14 protein-coding genes are annotated in these 16079 nt (G+C 65.1%); 7 read left to right on the top strand and 7 right to left on the bottom strand.

Annotation, left to right across the window (positions count from 1 at the left end):
• Positions 1 to 85 precede the first annotated feature (85 nt).
• Positions 86 to 970: a glycosyltransferase gene (locus tag GFS60_RS25575; protein WP_159925589.1), complete on the top strand. Its 885-nt coding sequence runs from the start codon at positions 86 to 88 to the stop codon at positions 968 to 970.
• 4 nt (positions 971 to 974) lie between these two features.
• On the opposite strand, the gene GFS60_RS25580 is transcribed toward GFS60_RS25575, so the two are convergent.
• From GFS60_RS25580 to GFS60_RS25595, 4 genes are read right to left on the bottom strand one after another with little or no spacing between them, the layout of a single operon-like run.
• Positions 975 to 1934 (bottom strand): AurF N-oxygenase family protein, encoded by a 960-nt coding sequence (locus tag GFS60_RS25580; protein WP_159925591.1) that lies wholly within the window; start codon positions 1932 to 1934, stop codon positions 975 to 977.
• Complete coding sequence (locus GFS60_RS25585) at positions 1931 to 2863, bottom strand: prephenate dehydrogenase (protein WP_159925592.1); 933 nt, start codon at positions 2861 to 2863, stop codon at positions 1931 to 1933. The genes GFS60_RS25580 and GFS60_RS25585 overlap by 4 nt, the downstream gene beginning before the upstream one ends.
• The gene (gene pabB / locus GFS60_RS25590; protein WP_159925594.1) at positions 2860 to 4932 is read right to left on the bottom strand and encodes an aminodeoxychorismate synthase component I; all 2073 of its coding nucleotides are present in this window, start codon (positions 4930 to 4932) and stop codon (positions 2860 to 2862) included. The genes GFS60_RS25585 and pabB overlap by 4 nt, the downstream gene beginning before the upstream one ends.
• Positions 4929 to 5348, bottom strand: a complete 420-nt coding sequence (locus tag GFS60_RS25595; protein ID WP_159925596.1) for a chorismate mutase family protein — start codon at positions 5346 to 5348, stop codon at positions 4929 to 4931. Before GFS60_RS25595 ends, pabB begins: the two co-directional genes overlap by 4 nt.
• 229 nt (positions 5349 to 5577) lie before the next feature.
• Here GFS60_RS25595 and GFS60_RS25600 point away from each other — a divergent pair, with 229 nt between their 5' ends.
• A complete protein-coding gene (locus GFS60_RS25600; protein ID WP_159925598.1) occupies positions 5578 to 6519 on the top strand; it encodes an esterase/lipase family protein in 942 nt (313 codons plus the stop codon).
• Positions 6520 to 6555: 36 nt separating this feature from the next.
• Here GFS60_RS25600 and GFS60_RS25605 read toward each other — a convergent pair whose 3' ends face one another.
• Both GFS60_RS25605 and GFS60_RS25610 read right to left on the bottom strand, forming a co-directional pair.
• The gene (locus GFS60_RS25605) at positions 6556 to 7245 is read right to left on the bottom strand and encodes a GntR family transcriptional regulator (RefSeq protein ID WP_159925600.1); all 690 of its coding nucleotides are present in this window, start codon (positions 7243 to 7245) and stop codon (positions 6556 to 6558) included.
• Positions 7246 to 7291: 46 nt separating this feature from the next.
• Positions 7292 to 8464, bottom strand: a complete 1173-nt coding sequence (locus tag GFS60_RS25610) for an acyl-CoA dehydrogenase family protein (RefSeq protein WP_159925602.1) — start codon at positions 8462 to 8464, stop codon at positions 7292 to 7294.
• Positions 8465 to 8618: 154 nt separating this feature from the next.
• On the opposite strand from GFS60_RS25610, the gene GFS60_RS25615 reads away from it, so the two are divergent.
• Both GFS60_RS25615 and GFS60_RS25620 read left to right on the top strand, forming a co-directional pair.
• Positions 8619 to 10151 (top strand): aldehyde dehydrogenase family protein, encoded by a 1533-nt coding sequence (locus GFS60_RS25615; protein ID WP_159925604.1) that lies wholly within the window; start codon positions 8619 to 8621, stop codon positions 10149 to 10151.
• A gap of 26 nt (positions 10152 to 10177) precedes the next feature.
• Complete coding sequence (locus GFS60_RS25620; RefSeq protein WP_159925606.1) at positions 10178 to 11149, top strand: oxygenase MpaB family protein; 972 nt, start codon at positions 10178 to 10180, stop codon at positions 11147 to 11149.
• On the opposite strand, the gene GFS60_RS25625 is transcribed toward GFS60_RS25620, so the two are convergent.
• Positions 11099 to 12331: a TetR/AcrR family transcriptional regulator gene (locus tag GFS60_RS25625; protein WP_159925608.1), complete on the bottom strand. Its 1233-nt coding sequence runs from the start codon at positions 12329 to 12331 to the stop codon at positions 11099 to 11101. The two genes, GFS60_RS25620 and GFS60_RS25625, sit on opposite strands and share 51 nt — an antisense overlap.
• Before the next feature lie 380 nt (positions 12332 to 12711).
• Here GFS60_RS25625 and GFS60_RS25630 point away from each other — a divergent pair, with 380 nt between their 5' ends.
• The 3 genes from GFS60_RS25630 (at position 12712) to GFS60_RS25640 (ending at position 16078) form a co-directional block, all read left to right on the top strand.
• Positions 12712 to 13503 carry an enoyl-CoA hydratase gene (locus GFS60_RS25630; RefSeq protein WP_159925610.1) on the top strand — a complete coding sequence of 264 codons (792 nt, stop codon included), beginning with the start codon at positions 12712 to 12714 and terminating at the stop codon, positions 13501 to 13503.
• Positions 13504 to 13666: 163 nt separating this feature from the next.
• Entirely contained in the window at positions 13667 to 15256 is a 1590-nt protein-coding gene (fadD5, locus tag GFS60_RS25635; RefSeq protein ID WP_159925612.1) for a fatty-acid--CoA ligase FadD5, read from the top strand.
• Between the two features lie 12 nt (positions 15257 to 15268).
• Complete coding sequence (locus GFS60_RS25640; protein WP_159925614.1) at positions 15269 to 16078, top strand: MlaE family ABC transporter permease; 810 nt, start codon at positions 15269 to 15271, stop codon at positions 16076 to 16078.
• The last annotated feature ends 1 nt before the right edge of the window (position 16079 follow it).

Genomic DNA, 16079 nt, shown 5'->3' on the forward strand with positions numbered 1-16079 from the left:
CGCGATAGACCTAGAGTATTTTGAACAATTGTCCAATTAATGGCCTCGGTGCGCGGATATGCGGAACCTTTGCTATTACTGAGGCATGTCGATTTCAACTCTCTCTGTGGTTATCCCGGCGTACAACGAGGAAGCGGCAATCCAGGAGTGTCTGGACAGGATATTCGAGCAGATCGATCACATCGACGAGGTCATCGTGGTCGACAACAACTCGACCGACGCGACGGCAGCGATAGTTGCTGCAGCGCAGCACCGGGAACCCAAGGTGCGGCTCGTCAAGGAAGTGGCACAGGGTTGTGCGCCTGCGCGTAGCACGGGAATGAATTCCGCGACGGGAGATATCGTAGCGAGAATTGATGTCGACACGAAAATAAATGAGAATTGGGCCGCGAATATCAAATCGTTCTTTTCCCGGCACAGCGACAGATATGCCGCGGCGACCGGTACCTGTACCTGCTATGACCTTCCGTTTCAGGGGCTGTTCGCGTCCTTGCAGCGAAAGATGAATGCGAAGAATGAGGCGAAACTCGAGCGGGGTGAGTCGATCGCCGCGCCCGGACTTTTCGGTTCGAACATGGCGATTCTCAAGACGGCGTGGGAGGACATCAAGTCCGCGTTACACGACGGCGAGGACGTCCACGAGGACACGGATCTGTCGTTGACCCTGCAGAGCGAGGGATTGTCCTGTGCGATGGTGCCGGGGATGGAAGCGAGCATCTCCGGTCGTCGGTATCTGTCTCCGGTGGGTAGTTACTGGCGTTACGTGCTGCGCGGTCCTCGCACGCTTGCGCTGCACGGCAAGCGCCTGTCGGCGGCCCTCGGGACGTTCGCTGTCGCCGCGACCGCGATGCCGTTCTATCTCCTCATGTGGGTGCCGTTCCGTGCGTGGGATCCCGAGCGGGAGTCGTTCTCGCTGGGCCGCCTCTTCGCCGGCGCCGAACGGCGACCGCAGCCTCGCGCGCACGTGTGAGGTGCTATGCCCAGTCGAACGACATCTCGCCCGCGACGCCGAGGTGCTTGCACAGTTTGTGAATACCGCCGAAGTCCTGCACCAGAGCAGAACGCCCTGTGTCGTGTTCGGCGTCGTCGATCATCGCCTGCCCGTCGTGGAGGTCGATGACCTCGACGATGGTGCGCCACGTCGAGTAGTCGTTGCTACTGAAGGCGGTCATCGCATCGACGAGCCCGTCCAGGAGGTGCCGCCGGTCGTCGGGCCCCAGCGTGTCGTAGACGACGCCCGCGATCTCGTCGGCGATGGAGGCGTGGCAGTACTCGTCGCGATTGTGTAGTCGGACCGTGGCCCGGTTCACCGGCTGGATCGCCTCGTTCTCGGAGATGAGGTCCAGGTACGAGCTGATGGAGATCTCGGCGACCGTCATGAAGGCGAAGGTGGTGATCGCCCGCTTCCGAGGGTCGGCGGCGTCAGCGGTGGCGGCACGCTGGCGGCGCAGTGTCAGCACGTCCGGCAACGCGTTGTTCGGCATGGCCCAGCCGCGGCGCCTGCGCGTCACCGCGCTCGCGTTCAGATGCATCAGCGTGTGGTACTGCTCGTCGACCATGGCCTCGTGTACCGCTACCGCGAACGTGTCGCCGATACCGGTGTCGAGGGCGTCGTGGGCGACGAGATCGAAGCCCGGATTCACGACGTACTGCTCGATGTCCATCACGTTCTTGTTGAACGCGATCCAGCCCCACGCGCGAAGTCTGTTCTGCTGATCCTCAGGTGCGTGGCGGAAACTGTCGTGGTCGGCGAAAGGCAGCAGTTCGTCGGGGTAGTCCCGCTTGTCAAGGTCGAACAGGGCGTCGAGATCAGGTTCCGGCTTCTTCACTGTCGCCCGCTGCCCCCAATTGCGGGCCAGCCGGGCAACCACGGCGCTTTCGACCGGGTCGTTCCGGTCGTGCTCCGGCAGGGCGTGGGCGTTGTCGATCGTCATGAGGATTCTCCGTTCCCGTCCCAGAACTGGGGCGCGGTGTGCTGGAGGTCGGCGAAAAGTTCGGCGCACAGGCGGGCGAGGGGCTCGCGCCGGTCACCGAGTGTCGAGACCGACCGGGACATGAGGTCGGCGAAGTCCTGGTCGGTGCCGTTCTCGACGGTGTGGTCGACAGCGCGCATCGCGTCGGTGAGCGCGCGTCTGGCCTGCGCGGCGAACGGATTGCCGACCTGGATGTCCCGGTACACCTCGGGTACCCCACCTCCCACGCGTGCGAGGAGGGCGAGAGACATCAGGTGCGGTGGGGTTGCCATCGCCGTCAGCTCGGCGCCGTCGGCCCCCAGTTCGCCCAGCGCCAGTCCGAATGCGAGCACACCGGCGTGGGTGAGTGCCTGGGTGAGCGCGGTCAGCCGATCATGGCGCTCGGCGTCCAGATGGACGACCGACGCACCCCACCCGGACAGCGACGTCAGGAACCAGCCGAGGTCACCGCGGTCCTGATACGTCACCGCCGCGATCGGCCTGCCCTGCGGCGACAGTGCGGGGGCGAACATCGGGTTGATGCCGAGCGCACTGTTGGGCAGCGGGTTCGCCCGCAGAGCGGCGTCGAATCGGCACTTCACCGACAGGGTGTCGACCAGCAGGGCGTGCTCGGCCAGCGACTCGGACAGGAACGTCAGTGCGTTCAACGCCACAGTTTCCGGTACCGCCAGCACCACCGCGTCAGCCGACTGCACCAGCGCGCGCACCTCGGGTGACGGATCGGTGATGTCGCCCTGCACGGAGTCGGCGTCGGCCACATCCGGAACGTCGATGTCGACGGTCCGGACGCGCATGCCGTCGTCTCGGAGCCGACCGGTCAGCATTCGGCCGACATCACCGCGGCCGCCGATCAGTGCGACGGTCCGGGATGATGTCGCCGGAATGGTCATGGTCCTATTTCGTTCGGGGTGTCCGCGGTGACGGATAATGCCCGCACCATGGTGGCGGCCTTGACCATGGCCTCGTCGAATTCTTCCTCCGGATCGGACAGTGCCGTGATGGCGCCGCCGATCCCGAAGGTCACTTCGCTGTCGGTAGCGACGATGGTGCGAATGACGATCGACAGGTCGGCGGTGCCGGTCAGCGAGAAGTAACCGATCGCTCCCGAGTAGACACCGCGCGGTCCCGACTCGAGCCGGTCGATGATCTCCATCGTCCGGATCTTCGGCGCGCCCGTCATGGAACCGCCGGGGAAGGCGGCGCGGACGCACTGGACGACCGAGGCGTCGGCACTGAGCGTCCCACGCACCGTGGACACCAGCTGGTGGACCGCTGCATACGTTTCCACGTCGAAGAGCTTGGGAACGTGCACCGACCCCGGCACACACACCCGCGCCAGATCGTTGCGCGTGAGATCCACGATCATCAGGTTCTCGGCGCGGTCCTTTTCGCTGTCGAGCAGGTCCTGACGCAGGGCCGCATCCTTGGCCGGGGTCGCCCCACGCGGACGCGTGCCCTTGATCGGTTTCGACTCCACCACGCGGTCCGGGCCGATCCGCAGGAAGCGTTCGGGCGACGCGCTGAGAACCGACAGGCCCGCGAACTGGAGGTACGCACTGTACGGAGTGGGGCTGATGGTGCGAAGCAGCTCGAAGGTGTGCAGTGGATCGATCGTCTGATCGACGGTCGCCATGTTGGTCAGGCACACCTCGTACGACTCGCCCGTCCGAATCTCGGCGAGCGAGGACGCGATGTGCTCGAGATACCGGTCGTGGTCGTGACGCAGTGCCAGCTCCGTCGATTCGGGTTTCCTGATCGGAGGCACTGCCGACGCCGGGTGGTCGGGCTCCGCGAGCCGCCGTAGCGCCGCCTCCACCTCGTCGAGCCACCGACGCATCTCGGGATCGTCCTGGTGATCGCTGAGACACAGCGCATACGTGCGCTCGCTGGAATGATCGATGACCACGGCTCGGTCGGCGAACACGAGTGCAGCGTCGGGGGTGGGCGATCGGTGGGCGGCGGCGCCACCCGTCTGGGCCTTCAGTTCGTAGCCCAGATAGCCGACGTAGCCCAGCCCGAACGGCACGCCGGGGAGTCCGGGAACCGACCTGGCCGCCAATTGGCGTTCGAGGTAGTCGAAGAACGGGGCGTGGACCTGTTCCACGGGTAGCCCCTCGCGCATGATCCGCACGATCGATTCACCGACGTCGTAGGTGATGTACTCGGCTCGGGGCCCGGAGCAGTTGCCCATGATGGTGAAGCGCGAAGTCGGTTCCGATGCCGACGTGCCGTCGAGCCAGAAGGCGTTCGGCCCCGTGGCGAACAGATCCTCGAAGGTGGTGCGCGGGTCGACCTCGTGGTCGATGCGGACCTGCGAGATGACGTACGGCGCGTGCGGGACGGGAATCTTCAGCATCGACCCGGGAGTCGGTGTACCCGAGTGCGTCGGGGTGAGGTCGCGGAAGTTCGCGAGCAGTTCGTGTCCGAACGCCGTACTGATCGACTCGGGGTGGAATTGGACGCCCCACAGGGGCCGGCTCCGGTGACGCACGCCCATCAGGAGACCGTCGGTGGTCCAGGCCGTCGCCTCGAGGTCCTCGGGCAGATCCCGCGCGATCAACGAGTGGTACCGCACGGTGGGGAACGGCGACGGGATGCCCTCGAAGAGTTCGCTGCCGTGGTGTTCGACGAGCGATACGCGGCCGTGCATCGGCTCCGGCGCCAGGACGACCTGTCCGCCGAACAACTGGCACAGTCCCTGATGACCGAGGCACACCCCCAGGACGGGCAGTCCGGTTTCGGCGATGACCCGGGCGCTGATGCCGAAATCACGGGGGCGTTCGGGGCGTCCTGGGCCGGGGGAGATGACGATGTTGTCGAACTCGGACCACCGCACGGAGTCCCATTCGACGTCGTTGTGCACGACGGTTGGGGGCTCGCCGTTCACCTCCGCGAGCAAGGTGAAGAGGTTGTAGGTGAAGGAGTCGTAGTTGTCGACGAGCAGCGTCCGAGTACTCATGACGATTCGACATTCGTCGACGGATGGGGGCGGTGGTGGCCGTTGTGGCCACTGTCACCGGGACCGCTCGCGCCCGTCTCGCCGTTGATGACCAACTCCTCGAGCCTGCAGGTCTCGGCGATCAGCAGGTCGTAGAGCGCGTCGAAGAAGGCGGGGGACAGGGAGTGGCTGTCCGCGTAGCGGCGAGCGCGTTCGTGCACCAGGCCGATCCGGTGCGGTTGCATCATCGCGATGTCGGAGCGTCGCTTGAGTTCACCGATACGTCGGCACACTTCGAGTCGCCGGCCTAAGGCGTCGAGCAGCGTGGCGTCGACGGCGTCGAGTTCGGCGCGCAGATCCTCGAGTGCCTGGTGCGCCGAGGCGTCAGGGGCCTTTCCGGAATCATCGCTCTTCCCCTCTTCTACGGAGAAATACATAGTCGCCCCAGTCACTCGATCGGCAGTAGCTTTCTCATCCCGACTATCGTGTCTCAGTGGTGGTTCGTTTCTCCGCGCCTCCCGGACTGCCGAGACGGCGAAATGTCGGGTTGCGGATGCGAACCGGTGGTGATCACCCCCATAGTCTCAATCACGGATTGAGACTTCGATGGACTTTTGGGTAACGTAACCAGAAGTCTATTTTCGGCCTATCCAGGATATGAGGCATATGCGTATTTCGTCGGCCACCCAGGCCCTGATGTTAGTGCTTGCGGGCATCTTGATGCTCGGCGCGGCACCTGCAGCGGCGGACCCTGCGGCGACTGAGCCCGAGCCCGTCGCAGATCCTGCGGTGCTGCCCGGGGCGAACGACTGGAACTGCAAGCCCTCGCCCGAGCACCCCCGCCCGGTCGTGCTCGTGCACGGCACGTGGGTCAGCATGGCGGCCACCTGGAAGGACCTCGCGCCGGCTCTCGCGGCCGAGGGGTACTGCGTCTTCGCCCTCAACTACGGGCAGGTCGCCGGTCTCACCGAAGGCAACCTGCTGCGCATGTTCGGCGGTGCCGACATCGCCGAGTCGGCCCAGCAACTCGCGGTGTTCGTCGATCGGGTCCGTTCCACGACGGGTGCCCCGCAGGTCGACATCGTCGGGCACTCGCTCGGTGGCACGCTCTCCCGGCAGTACCTCCGTTTCGAGGGTGGCGCCGATCGCAACAATCCCGCCCTGAACAAGGTGCATTCGCTCGTCACGCTGGGTGCTACCAATCACGGCACCAGTTTCGGGGACGTGCAGATGCTCGGTGCCGTCGCCCAGGCGCTGGGTGTGCCCGTGACGACGCTCGCCGGCGTGGCCGTCGGGCCCTCGTACATCCAGCAGATGGTCGGTTCGCCGTTCCTGCAGGTTCTCAATGCCGCGGGCGACACGGACCCGGGTATCGAGTACACAGTGGTCGCGAGTCGCCGGGACACGGTCTCGACTCCGCCGGAGAACACGTTCCTCACCGCCGGACCGGGTGCGACCGTGCACAACGTGTGGCTTCAGGACGGGTGCGAGTCGAACGCTGCCGAGCACAACGAGCTGACGACCGATCCGCGCGCGCTCTACATCATTCAGCGGGCTCTCGACCCCACGTACGCCGACCGGAACCCGGCCCCCTGTGAGGTGGGCTGAGACCTGCCCTGAGGGCGGCACCCAGTCGGGACGGACTCAGTCCCAGATGCCGATCTCGTCGAGGTGGGCGACCAATCGCTGGGCACCGTCCATGAAGTGTGCCTTGTTCTCGGCTCCCACCACGTCGGCCTTCTTCTCCGCCATGGCCGCGATGAGACGGCGATGGCTCGCGACCGCCGACTCGCCCCAGTCGGGGTCCGAGGAGTAGAAGTGCGCCGGCGTGTAGCGAGTGGCGCTGAGAAGGAACCACGACAGCTTGTTCGCGTTCGCCAGGTGGTTGATGACCCGGTGGAACTTGAACTCGAGATCCTCGATGCGGGCGGCGTCGTTGTCCTCCACCGCCCGCTCGAGCTTGTCGTTGATGTCGGTCAATTCCTCGATGGCCTCGGGGGTGGCCGCCCGGGTGGCCCGCACCGCGAGTTCCTCGCCTATCTGACTCTGGAGCCAGAAGAGGTCGTGGATGTCCTCGCGACTGAGTGGGGCGACCACGTAGCCGCGGTGGGGGACGAGTTCGACGAGCCCTTCACCGCGCAGGGTCAGGAGGGCTTCGCGCACCGGCGTGACGCTGACTCCCAACTCCGCGGCGGTGTCGTCGAGCCGGATGAAGTCACCCGGACGAACGCCCCCGGACATGATCAGGTTCCGCACGTGCACGGCGACGTCGTCGGACAGCTGCGGTCGACGGCGCAGGGCCGCTGAGCTTCGTGACACGGAGGGCAACGTCATGGGTAACTCCTTAGATGCGGCAACCAGCATAAACCGCGAGCGGTGCTTACAAGCCGTAGGTCTTACCGATGATGTCGCGCTGAATTTCGTTGGTGCCGCCGTAGATGCTGGAGACGAGGGTCGAGCGAACGTGCTTCTCCATGTCGAACTCGGTGGCGTAGCCGTAACCGCCCATCATCTGCATGCCTTCGAGCGCCACCTTCTTGGCAGTCTCGGTGACCTTCAACTTGGCCATCGACGCTTCGCGGGCCAGCATCTTGTCCGGGTGGGCGTCGGCCTCCTTGGCGACGCTGTAGACGAGAAGCTTGCAGCACTCGATTTCGGTGGCGAGATCGGCGATACGGTGACGTAGTACCTGGAACGTTCCGACCGGCCTCCCGAACTGCTTGCGCTGGGTGATGAACTCGAGGGTGTCGTTGAACGCCCGCTGCGCCGTACCGAGCATCATGGCCGCGAGGATCAGGCGTTCGAAGTTCAAGCCGGTCATCAGTTGCCGCCAGCCGTTGCCGACCTCGCCGACCACGGCATCCGCGGGAAGCGCGCAATCGGTGAAGTAGAGGTCGTTAACCTCCTTGCCGCCCATGGTGCCGATGCCGCTGATCGTCAGCCCTTCCGTCCCGGCGGGCACGTGGAACATCGTCAGCCCCTCGTGCTTTCCCTCCCCGGCAGAACTCCCCGCGCCGCGCTTGACCGGTTGCCCCGTGCGGGCCACGAGGAGGATGTTGTCGGCAAAGTGCGCGTTGGAACACCACGTCTTCTGCCCGTTGATCACCCAGCCGTCGGCGGTCTTCTCCGCGAGGGTGCTGAGATTTCCGACGTCCGATCCGGCCTCCGGTTCGGACATCGAGATCGACTGCGATCGGCCGGCCACGATGCCGCGCAGGACGACGTCCTTCTGGGCCTCGGTACCGAACTTGGCGTATGCGCCACCGGTGATCCACGTCGGCCCGATGCCACCGATCGGGGCCATTCCCTTGGCAGCCTCCTCCAGAAGGATGCACATGTCGACGAGGCCTGCGCCCGAGCCGCCGTATTCCTCCGGAACCGTGATTCCGAGCCAGCCGAGCTTGGCCATCTTCTCGTAGACGTCTTGGTTGTGGTTGTGCTCCCCGTGGTTCGTCAGCTTGTCCCGCAGTTCCCGGGTGCCGGTCTCGCGCCTGCAGAAATCGGCGATCGCCGCGGCGAAGTCTTTCTGTTCACTGGTGAATTCGACGCTCATGTGCGAAGGGCTCCTCGTGGGTGAGGCGGCGGACGGCCGGCCCGGCGCAGGGGTCTGTGCGGGGCTTGCCGGAATGCGGTCTGCCGCATACTGTGATGTCCACTACATTACATCACATCACATATATTTGATGTGATCCCAGGGAGGAAGTGCCATGCCACAGCAGGCCGAAACGAGCGACACGAGTGCGGGCACCACGCCGTTGCCTTCCGCGGAGCCGTCACCAGGAACGTTCTCGTCCCTGGACCCGCGCACCGGCGAGGTACTGGCCGAGTACTCCATCCACGGCAAGCGTGACGTGCGTGACGCGGTCGAGCGAGCCCGCAGCGCAGCTCAGTGGTGGAAGGGACTCGGTTTCGACGGCCGAAAGAAGTGGCTGCTCGACTGGAAGAAGTCGATGGCGCGGGACGGCGAGCAACTCGCCCGGCTGGTTGCGGCCGAAACGGGAAAGCCGTACGACGACGCACTCCTCGAGGTCATGCTCGCGATCGAGCACCTCGACTGGGCGGCCAAGAACGCCGGCAAAGTCTTGCGCCGCCGCAAGGTGGCTTCCGGCCTGGTCAGTGCCAATCAGGCGAGCAGCGTCGGATACGAGCCGATGGGCGTGGTCGGCGTCATCGGTCCGTGGAACTATCCGGTGTACACCCCGATGGGCTCCGTCTCCTACGCAATGGCGGCGGGCAACGCCGTAGTGTTCAAGCCCAGCGAGCTGACCCCCGGGGTGGCGGTATGGATCGCCGAGAAGTGGGCGGCCCTCGTCCCGCATCAGCCTGTCCTCCAGGTCGTCACGGGTGATGGGTCCACCGGATCGGCGCTCGTCGCAGCCGGCGTGGACAAGATCGCCTTCACAGGTTCTGCCGCGACGGGCAAGCGGGTGATGGCCGCGTGTGCGGAAACGCTCACTCCGCTCGTCGTGGAGGCAGGCGGCAAGGACGCCATGCTGGTCGACTCGGACGCAGATCTCGAGGAAGCGGCCGGCTTCGCCGTCTTCGGTGCCATGGGCAACGCCGGGCAGACGTGCGCCGGAGTGGAGCGAATCTACGTGGTCGATTCGGTCTACGACGATTTCGTCCGATTGGTCACCGACAAGGCGAAAGCTTTGCACCCAGGTCCGAAGGATGCGTCCTACGGGCCGATGACGATGACCAGCCAGTCGGACGTCGTGCGCCGTCACGTACAGGATGCGTTGGACAAGGGTGGCTCCGCCGTGGTCGGCGGGCTCGACTCCATCAAGGACGGCTACGTGGGCCCGATCGTCCTGACCAACGTCCCGGAGAACAGCACGGCGATCTGCGAGGAGACCTTCGGGCCGACGGTCGTGGTGAACAAGGTCGCGAGTCTCGACGAGGCGGTGACGAGAGCGAACGGCACCGCCTTCGGCCTCGGTGCTTCCGTATTCACGAAGGACGCCGGAAAGGCGATGCGCGTGGCCGAAGCCTTGCGGGTCGGTGTCGTCACGATCGGTTCGGTACTCGGCTTCGCCGGTGTCGCTGCGTTGCCCTTCGGCGGCGTCGGAGACTCGGGTTTCGGTCGCATCCACGGAGCGGACGGGCTGCGCGAGTTCTGCAGGGTCAAGTCGATCGCCCGGCAGCGGTTCGCGGCACCGTTGAATCTGCTGACGATGGAGCGAAAGAAGCGCGACATGCTTGTTTCCGCCTGGATGCTGAAGAACCGTCACGGGCGCTGAGTGCGGCCGGAAAGGGCGACAATCCCATGCTGATGAAGAACGACAGTGCCGGCAGGTCCCCAGGCGCCGCTCCCCGCGGCAGGTATGGCTGGGTACACCGAATCGAACAACTCGATCCGGTGCGTGATCACCAGGAGATTCACCGCATCACGGCAGGTTTCGAGTTTCCCTGGGACTACCAGCGGTCCCTCGAGTTCGCGTTGTTCCGGACCTACTGTGTCCCGACCGTCTCCGAATTGCTCCAGCGCACCGGTGAATTCGAGAAGCGGCCACAGAAGCGCTACGACGACACGGCCCTCCTGATGGCAGAACTCGTCGAACACGGGTACGACTCCGAGCGGGGGATCGAATCCCTGCGTGTGGTCAACCGCATGCACGGCAAGTACGACATCGACAATGACGACATGCTGTACGTGCTCACCACGTTCATCTACGAGCCGATCGATTGGATCGACCGCTTCGGGTGGCGGCGGCTCACTCCGCACGAGCGCCTCGCGTGTTTCCACTTCTACCGCGGCGTCGGGGTTCGAATGGGTATCAAGGACATTCCCACGAGCTACGAGGATTTCTACCGATTCAAAGCCGACTACGAGCGGAAACACTTCCGGTACACGGAGGACAACCATCGCGTCGGAACCTACACGCGAGATTTGTTCTGCTCGTGGTTCCCCAGGCCGTTGCGGCCCTTCGTGGCGCAGGGAGTAAATGCTCTGCTCGACCCGATGATGCTGTCGGCGTTCGGATTCGACGCTGCACCGGTGTGGTTGCAGCACACCACCCGGCGTGTGCTCCGATTGCGGGGCAAGTTCGTACGCTTCCTGCCGCCGCGCACCAGCTCGAAGGCCGCCCGGGACGCGCGCAATCGCACTTATCCGGGTTATCCGGTGGGCTACCGGCCGCGGGACCTCGGCGCAGACAAGGACAACCACCGCGGCGCCCTTGGTCCGTCATTGTCCGAGGAGGACGGCCACCATCAGAGCGTGGAGCCGGGCGCGTGACTCCTCGGCGGTATCGAAGTGGATGAGCCGGCCGATGTCGAGTACCAGGCCGAGCGCGGCATGTACGAGGAACCGCGCCTCGGCTGCCGAAAGCTCCGACCGCACCGCGGTGACGAGATGTACCCACTCCTCGACGTGGAGACGCTGCACGTTGCGGAGATTTCGTCGTTCGTTCTCGGGCAGATTCCCGATTTCGGCGAAGTAGACGGACAGCACGGCCGGATTGCGGAAAGCCAATTCCAGATACGACTCCGCCAGGGTGCACAGCGCCTCCCGAGGGTCGGTAGCGGCGGACAGGGCAGCCGACGTCGCCACTGCGAGCCGATCCGCCGCACGATAGAAAACTGCCGCCAAAAGATCTGCCTTGCTGGGGAAGTGCCGGTACACACTGGAGGCATTGATTCCAGCGGCCGCGCCGATTTCCTCGATACTCGAGTCGTGATAGCCGTTCCGGTCGAAAATGTGCACGGCCTCGTTGATCAGCAACTCGCGCTTGGACGTCATGGTCAGCCCGCCCGTGCCCTCGACTCGTGCCGGCACGTCACCGGTCGGTACGGCAGGCGGAAGGGTTGTGCGGAGAATCGACTCACACGCGCTCGTCAGAAGCGCGTGGAGGCGACGAGTAGCCAGGGCGGTGCGGTGTGCGCTGATACTGGCCATCACGCTGAGTGTCGCGGCACCCTGAGTCGTGGCATCGACGGCCGACAGTTCCTGCCGCAGCTCTCGCAGCGGCGCCGCCACGCATTGCGTTACGTGGACGAAGACGTTCCGGATGCGAGTGCGGTCGTCGGCCTGGAGGTACCTGCCCTCCCACCGGTAGAGGCCCCCCAGTTTGCGGTGTTCGATCGTGTTGGTGACCAGCGCGGAGATCAGCCGGTCGAGCCGCTCCCCGGCGGCCGCCTCTTCGAGGCCTGCGAGTGCATCGTCGGCGGCGGTGCGCAGTGCATCGGCGGTCGTGGTGGCTGCATGAACGAACAGGGCGTACTTGTTGGGATAGTGCCGGTAGAGGGCGGGACCTGAGATTCCGATGGTGGCTGCGATGTCGTCGACGCCGACGGCGTGGTAGCCGCGCTCGCTGAACGCTTCCGCAGCGACGGTGGCGATCTGCGCCTTGCGGTCTTTCGGCCGACGGCGAATGGGCCTTTCGGTGGCGGCGCCGGCCGCCGTGTTGGTCCGGGCCATGGTCACCTCCGGTAGTCGGCCTGTGCTGCCAGTTTATCTGTTCGTCATCTTAACCGGCACTCCCGTGCGTATCGATCGACTCCGGGTGCAGTTCCGGGGCCCGGCTCGCGCCAACATGCCGAAATCGCTGTGCACACGTACTGATAGTGCTTGCCCAGCATTGACACCGGTGTGAGTTGGCGAATAAGTTAACCAGTATTCGCATGCGTGTTCAGCCGGTTCGGGGCCGCGCGCGCTCTACGTCGTCGATAGCCGGGCCGCCGCGGGGCGGCACCTATGAAGAGGTGCACTGAGATGCTGAGAACGAAATTCACCGAAGCCGAAGCATTGATCACTCGACGACTTTCGGACGCGACGGGTATGCGCGTCGGGGCAGCGTCGTGACCGCTCCCGCGGTCGACGGCCTCCGCGTCGTCAGCGACGGCGGGATCCTCCGGATCACCATCGATCGCCCCGACCGGATGAATGCGCTGGACCTGGCGCACATGACAGCTCTCGGCGCGATCCTCACCGGCGCGGCCACCGACCGCTCCGTCCGGGTCGTCGTCATTTCCGGAGCGGGAAAAGCTTTCAGCACGGGCGCCGACCTCGCCGCCGCTGCGGCGGCGGGAGGTAGGGAGGCGTCACCCGAGGTGGTGATGGAGGCGGCGAACAGGGTGGTACGAGCCATCGTCGACCTGCCGGTGCCTGTCATAGCGCAGGTGAGCGGTGCCGCAGCAGGGGTCGGCGCCTCGATCGCGCTGGCAGCCGACCTCACCTACGCCTGCCAGGATGCGTACCTGCTCCTTGCGTTCGTCAACATCGGGTTGATGCCCGACGGCGGTTCCAGTGCGCTCATCGCTGCGTCGATCGGCCGCGCGAGGGCCACCCGGATGGCGTTGCTCGGTGAACGCCTGGGGGCGCCGGAGGCCGAGCGCGAAGGGTTGATCGCGGGAGTCTTACCGGCCGGTGAACTGGCGGCTCACGTCGACGCCGTCGCGGCGAAGCTGGCTCATGGTCCGCGGCGTGCCGTCGAACTGACCAAGAGGGCGCTCACGGCATCGACGCTGACAGCGCTCGAAGGTGCCCTCGAGCGGGAGAAGGCCGGGCAGACCGAACTGCTGCAGGGGCAGGATTTCGTCGAGGGAGTGACCGCGATGCTCGGCAAGCGAGCGGCTCGCTTCCTGGGGTGATTCCACCGATCATTCGAGCCGTCCGCATCCGTTCAGCACGCGAATTTCGGTTAACAAAACCGTTCCGATCACAGTCATGATTTGTAATACTCGTCACAGCCATCGCGCAGGTCCGTCGAAGCGCGCTGGAAGAGACGAGTACAGCGAAGGGACCACGAACACAATGCCATCTCGTAGCGAGCTGCTCACCCAGCCACTGCAATCCCGCCGCAACCACTGGAACAATTGGGTAGCGACCCATGCCGAGATGAAGCCGGACCATGCCGCGTTTCGCTTCCTCGGGCAGAACACCTCCTGGCGTCAACTCCACGACCGCTCCGAGGCGCTTGCCGGGGCACTGTCCCGCCGTGGAGTCGCGTTCGGTGATCGCGTCCTCCTCCTGACCCTCAACCGGACCGAGTTCTTCGAAGCGGTGCTCGCGATCAATGCGCTCGGCGCCATCGCCGTGCCGGTCAACTTTCGGCTCACACCCCCTGAGGTCGCGTTCATCGCACGCGATTCCGGTGCACGTGCCGTGTTCACCGAGCCGGCGCTCGCGCCGCTGGTCGCGGCCGTACGCCAGGAAGTTCCGGAGCTGAGCCTGGTCGTGAACATGGGCGCGGTGACCGAGGGCGACGTGCTCGGCTACGAGGCGCTACTCGTCGAAGGCGGGCCTGCGTACAACCCTGTCGACCTTCCGGAGGACACCCCGTCGCTCATTCTGTACACCTCCGGAACCACCGGAACCCCCAAAGGGGCGGTGCTGTCCCACTCGAACATGGTCGGGCAGGCCATCACCTGCATCCGCGCCATGCGCTACGACCGGGGTGACGACATCGGGTTCCTTGCGTCACCGGTATTCCACGTCGCCGCGCTCGGTTCCGTCGCCCCCATGCTGATGCTCGGGGGGACCACAGTGATCCATCCCCTCAAGGCCTTTCATCCCACCGAGATGCTGGACGTGTGGGAACAGGAACGGGTCACCTCCGTTTTCCTGGTACCGGTTCAGTGGCAGGCAGTGTGTGCCGACCCCACCGTCGAGGGTCGCGATCTCGCGCTGCGAGTCATCAGCTGGGGTGCAGCCCCGGCGTCGGATACGGTCCTCCGTTCCATGGCGGACACCTTCCCGCACGCTCTGATCGTCGCGGTGTTCGGGCAGACCGAAATGTCACCGATCACGTGCGTGCTCGACGGCGCCGACGCGATGCGCAAACTCGGTTCCGTGGGCAAGCCGATCCCGACGCTCCACACCCGCATCGTGGACGACGAGATGAACGACGTCGAGCCGGGCACCGTCGGCGAAATCGTCTACCGCGGACCGACCATGATGCAGGAGTACTGGCAAAACCCGACCGCCACAGCCGAGGCTTTCGCCGGCGGCTGGTTCCACTCCGGTGACCTCGTGCGGCAGGACGAGGAAGGCTTCGTCTACGTCGTGGACCGCAAGAAAGACATGATCATCTCGGGTGGCGAGAACATCTACTGCGCCGAGGTGGAGAACGTACTGTTCGCACATCCGAGGATCCGCGAGGCAGCCGTCGTCGGCCGCCCCGACCCGAAGTGGACCGAAGTGCCCGTGGCCATCGTGGCGCTCGCCGACGACGGTGACGACCTCTCGGCCGACGAGCTCACGGCATGGCTCGACGACAAACTGGCTCGCTACAAGCATCCGAAAGACGTCGTCGTCGTCGAGGCGTTACCGCGCAATGCCAGCGGCAAGGTCGTCAAGGGCGAACTTCGAAAAATGCACGGCGCGAACAGCGTCGTGGTCTGAACCCGTGCCGAGATGACATTCGAACTGCCACCCACGAAGGGGCCGTTGAGCCAGTTCGCCCATGAGGTCGGCGCGCTCATCGGTTTCTCGATTGCGACTGTGGTTGCCGCAGTGCGAGTGCTCAGCAGGCGCAAGCTGGCATGGCGAGAATTTCTCGACCAGGCGTGGCGGCTCGCGTCGGTCACCTCGGCGCCTGCACTGCTTCTCATGATCCCGATCGGGGTTCTGATCGCTGTGACGATCGGCAGTCTCGCCGGTCAGCTCGGTGCCGAGGGATATACCGGGGCGGTCGTCGGCTTCGTGATCGTCGGGCAGGCGTCTGCACTGGTATGCGCGTTGATGCTGGCCGGTGTCGGGGGTTCCGCAATCTGCGCCGACCTGGGGTCGCGCACGATCCGGGAAGAGGTCGAGGCCATGGAAGTCATCGGGCTCAACGTGATCGAAAGGCTGGTCGTCCCGAGGGTTCTCGCATCGGTCGTCGTCGGGGTCGCGCTGTGCGCGATGGTCACGGCGATCGGTGTGTCGGCCTGCTTCTTCTTTCAGGTCGTCGTCCAGGACACCTCGGCCGGCAGCTTCCTCACCGCACTGTCCCAGTACACCCGGCTCTCGGATTTCGTCGTCGCGCTCGTCAAGTCCGCCGCCTTCGCCGTCACCTCAGCGCTGATCGCCAGCTTCAAGGGCCTGCACACCAAGGGTGGTCCCAGTGGTGTTGCCGATGCCGTCAACGAGGCAGTGGTCCTCGCTTTCATCTCGGTGTTCATCGTGAATACCGTTCTCAGTCAGCTTTATTCCGTTCTCGTCGTCCCAGTGGGTGGTTACTGAT

Source organism: Rhodococcus sp. WAY2 (genome assembly GCF_009859915.1).
Lineage (GTDB): Bacteria > Actinomycetota > Actinomycetes > Mycobacteriales > Mycobacteriaceae > Rhodococcus_F > Rhodococcus_F oxybenzonivorans.

Excerpts from the sequence above, each read along its gene's own strand:
- GFS60_RS25575 (WP_159925589.1), top strand. The coding sequence starts at position 86 with ATGTCGATTTCAACTCTCTCTGTGGTTATCCCGGCGTACAACGAGGAA.
- GFS60_RS25580 (WP_159925591.1), bottom strand. The coding sequence starts at position 1,934 with ATGACGATCGACAACGCCCACGCCCTGCCGGAGCACGACCGGAACGAC.
- GFS60_RS25585 (WP_159925592.1), bottom strand. The coding sequence starts at position 2,863 with ATGACCATTCCGGCGACATCATCCCGGACCGTCGCACTGATCGGCGGC.
- pabB (WP_159925594.1), bottom strand. The coding sequence starts at position 4,932 with ATGAGTACTCGGACGCTGCTCGTCGACAACTACGACTCCTTCACCTAC.
- GFS60_RS25595 (WP_159925596.1), bottom strand. The coding sequence starts at position 5,348 with ATGTATTTCTCCGTAGAAGAGGGGAAGAGCGATGATTCCGGAAAGGCC.
- GFS60_RS25600 (WP_159925598.1), top strand. The coding sequence starts at position 5,578 with ATGCGTATTTCGTCGGCCACCCAGGCCCTGATGTTAGTGCTTGCGGGC.
- GFS60_RS25605 (WP_159925600.1), bottom strand. The coding sequence starts at position 7,245 with ATGACGTTGCCCTCCGTGTCACGAAGCTCAGCGGCCCTGCGCCGTCGA.
- GFS60_RS25610 (WP_159925602.1), bottom strand. The coding sequence starts at position 8,464 with ATGAGCGTCGAATTCACCAGTGAACAGAAAGACTTCGCCGCGGCGATC.
- GFS60_RS25615 (WP_159925604.1), top strand. The coding sequence starts at position 8,619 with ATGCCACAGCAGGCCGAAACGAGCGACACGAGTGCGGGCACCACGCCG.
- GFS60_RS25620 (WP_159925606.1), top strand. The coding sequence starts at position 10,178 with ATGCTGATGAAGAACGACAGTGCCGGCAGGTCCCCAGGCGCCGCTCCC.
- GFS60_RS25625 (WP_159925608.1), bottom strand. The coding sequence starts at position 12,331 with ATGGCCCGGACCAACACGGCGGCCGGCGCCGCCACCGAAAGGCCCATT.
- fadD5 (WP_159925612.1), top strand. The coding sequence starts at position 13,667 with ATGCCATCTCGTAGCGAGCTGCTCACCCAGCCACTGCAATCCCGCCGC.
- GFS60_RS25640 (WP_159925614.1), top strand. The coding sequence starts at position 15,269 with ATGACATTCGAACTGCCACCCACGAAGGGGCCGTTGAGCCAGTTCGCC.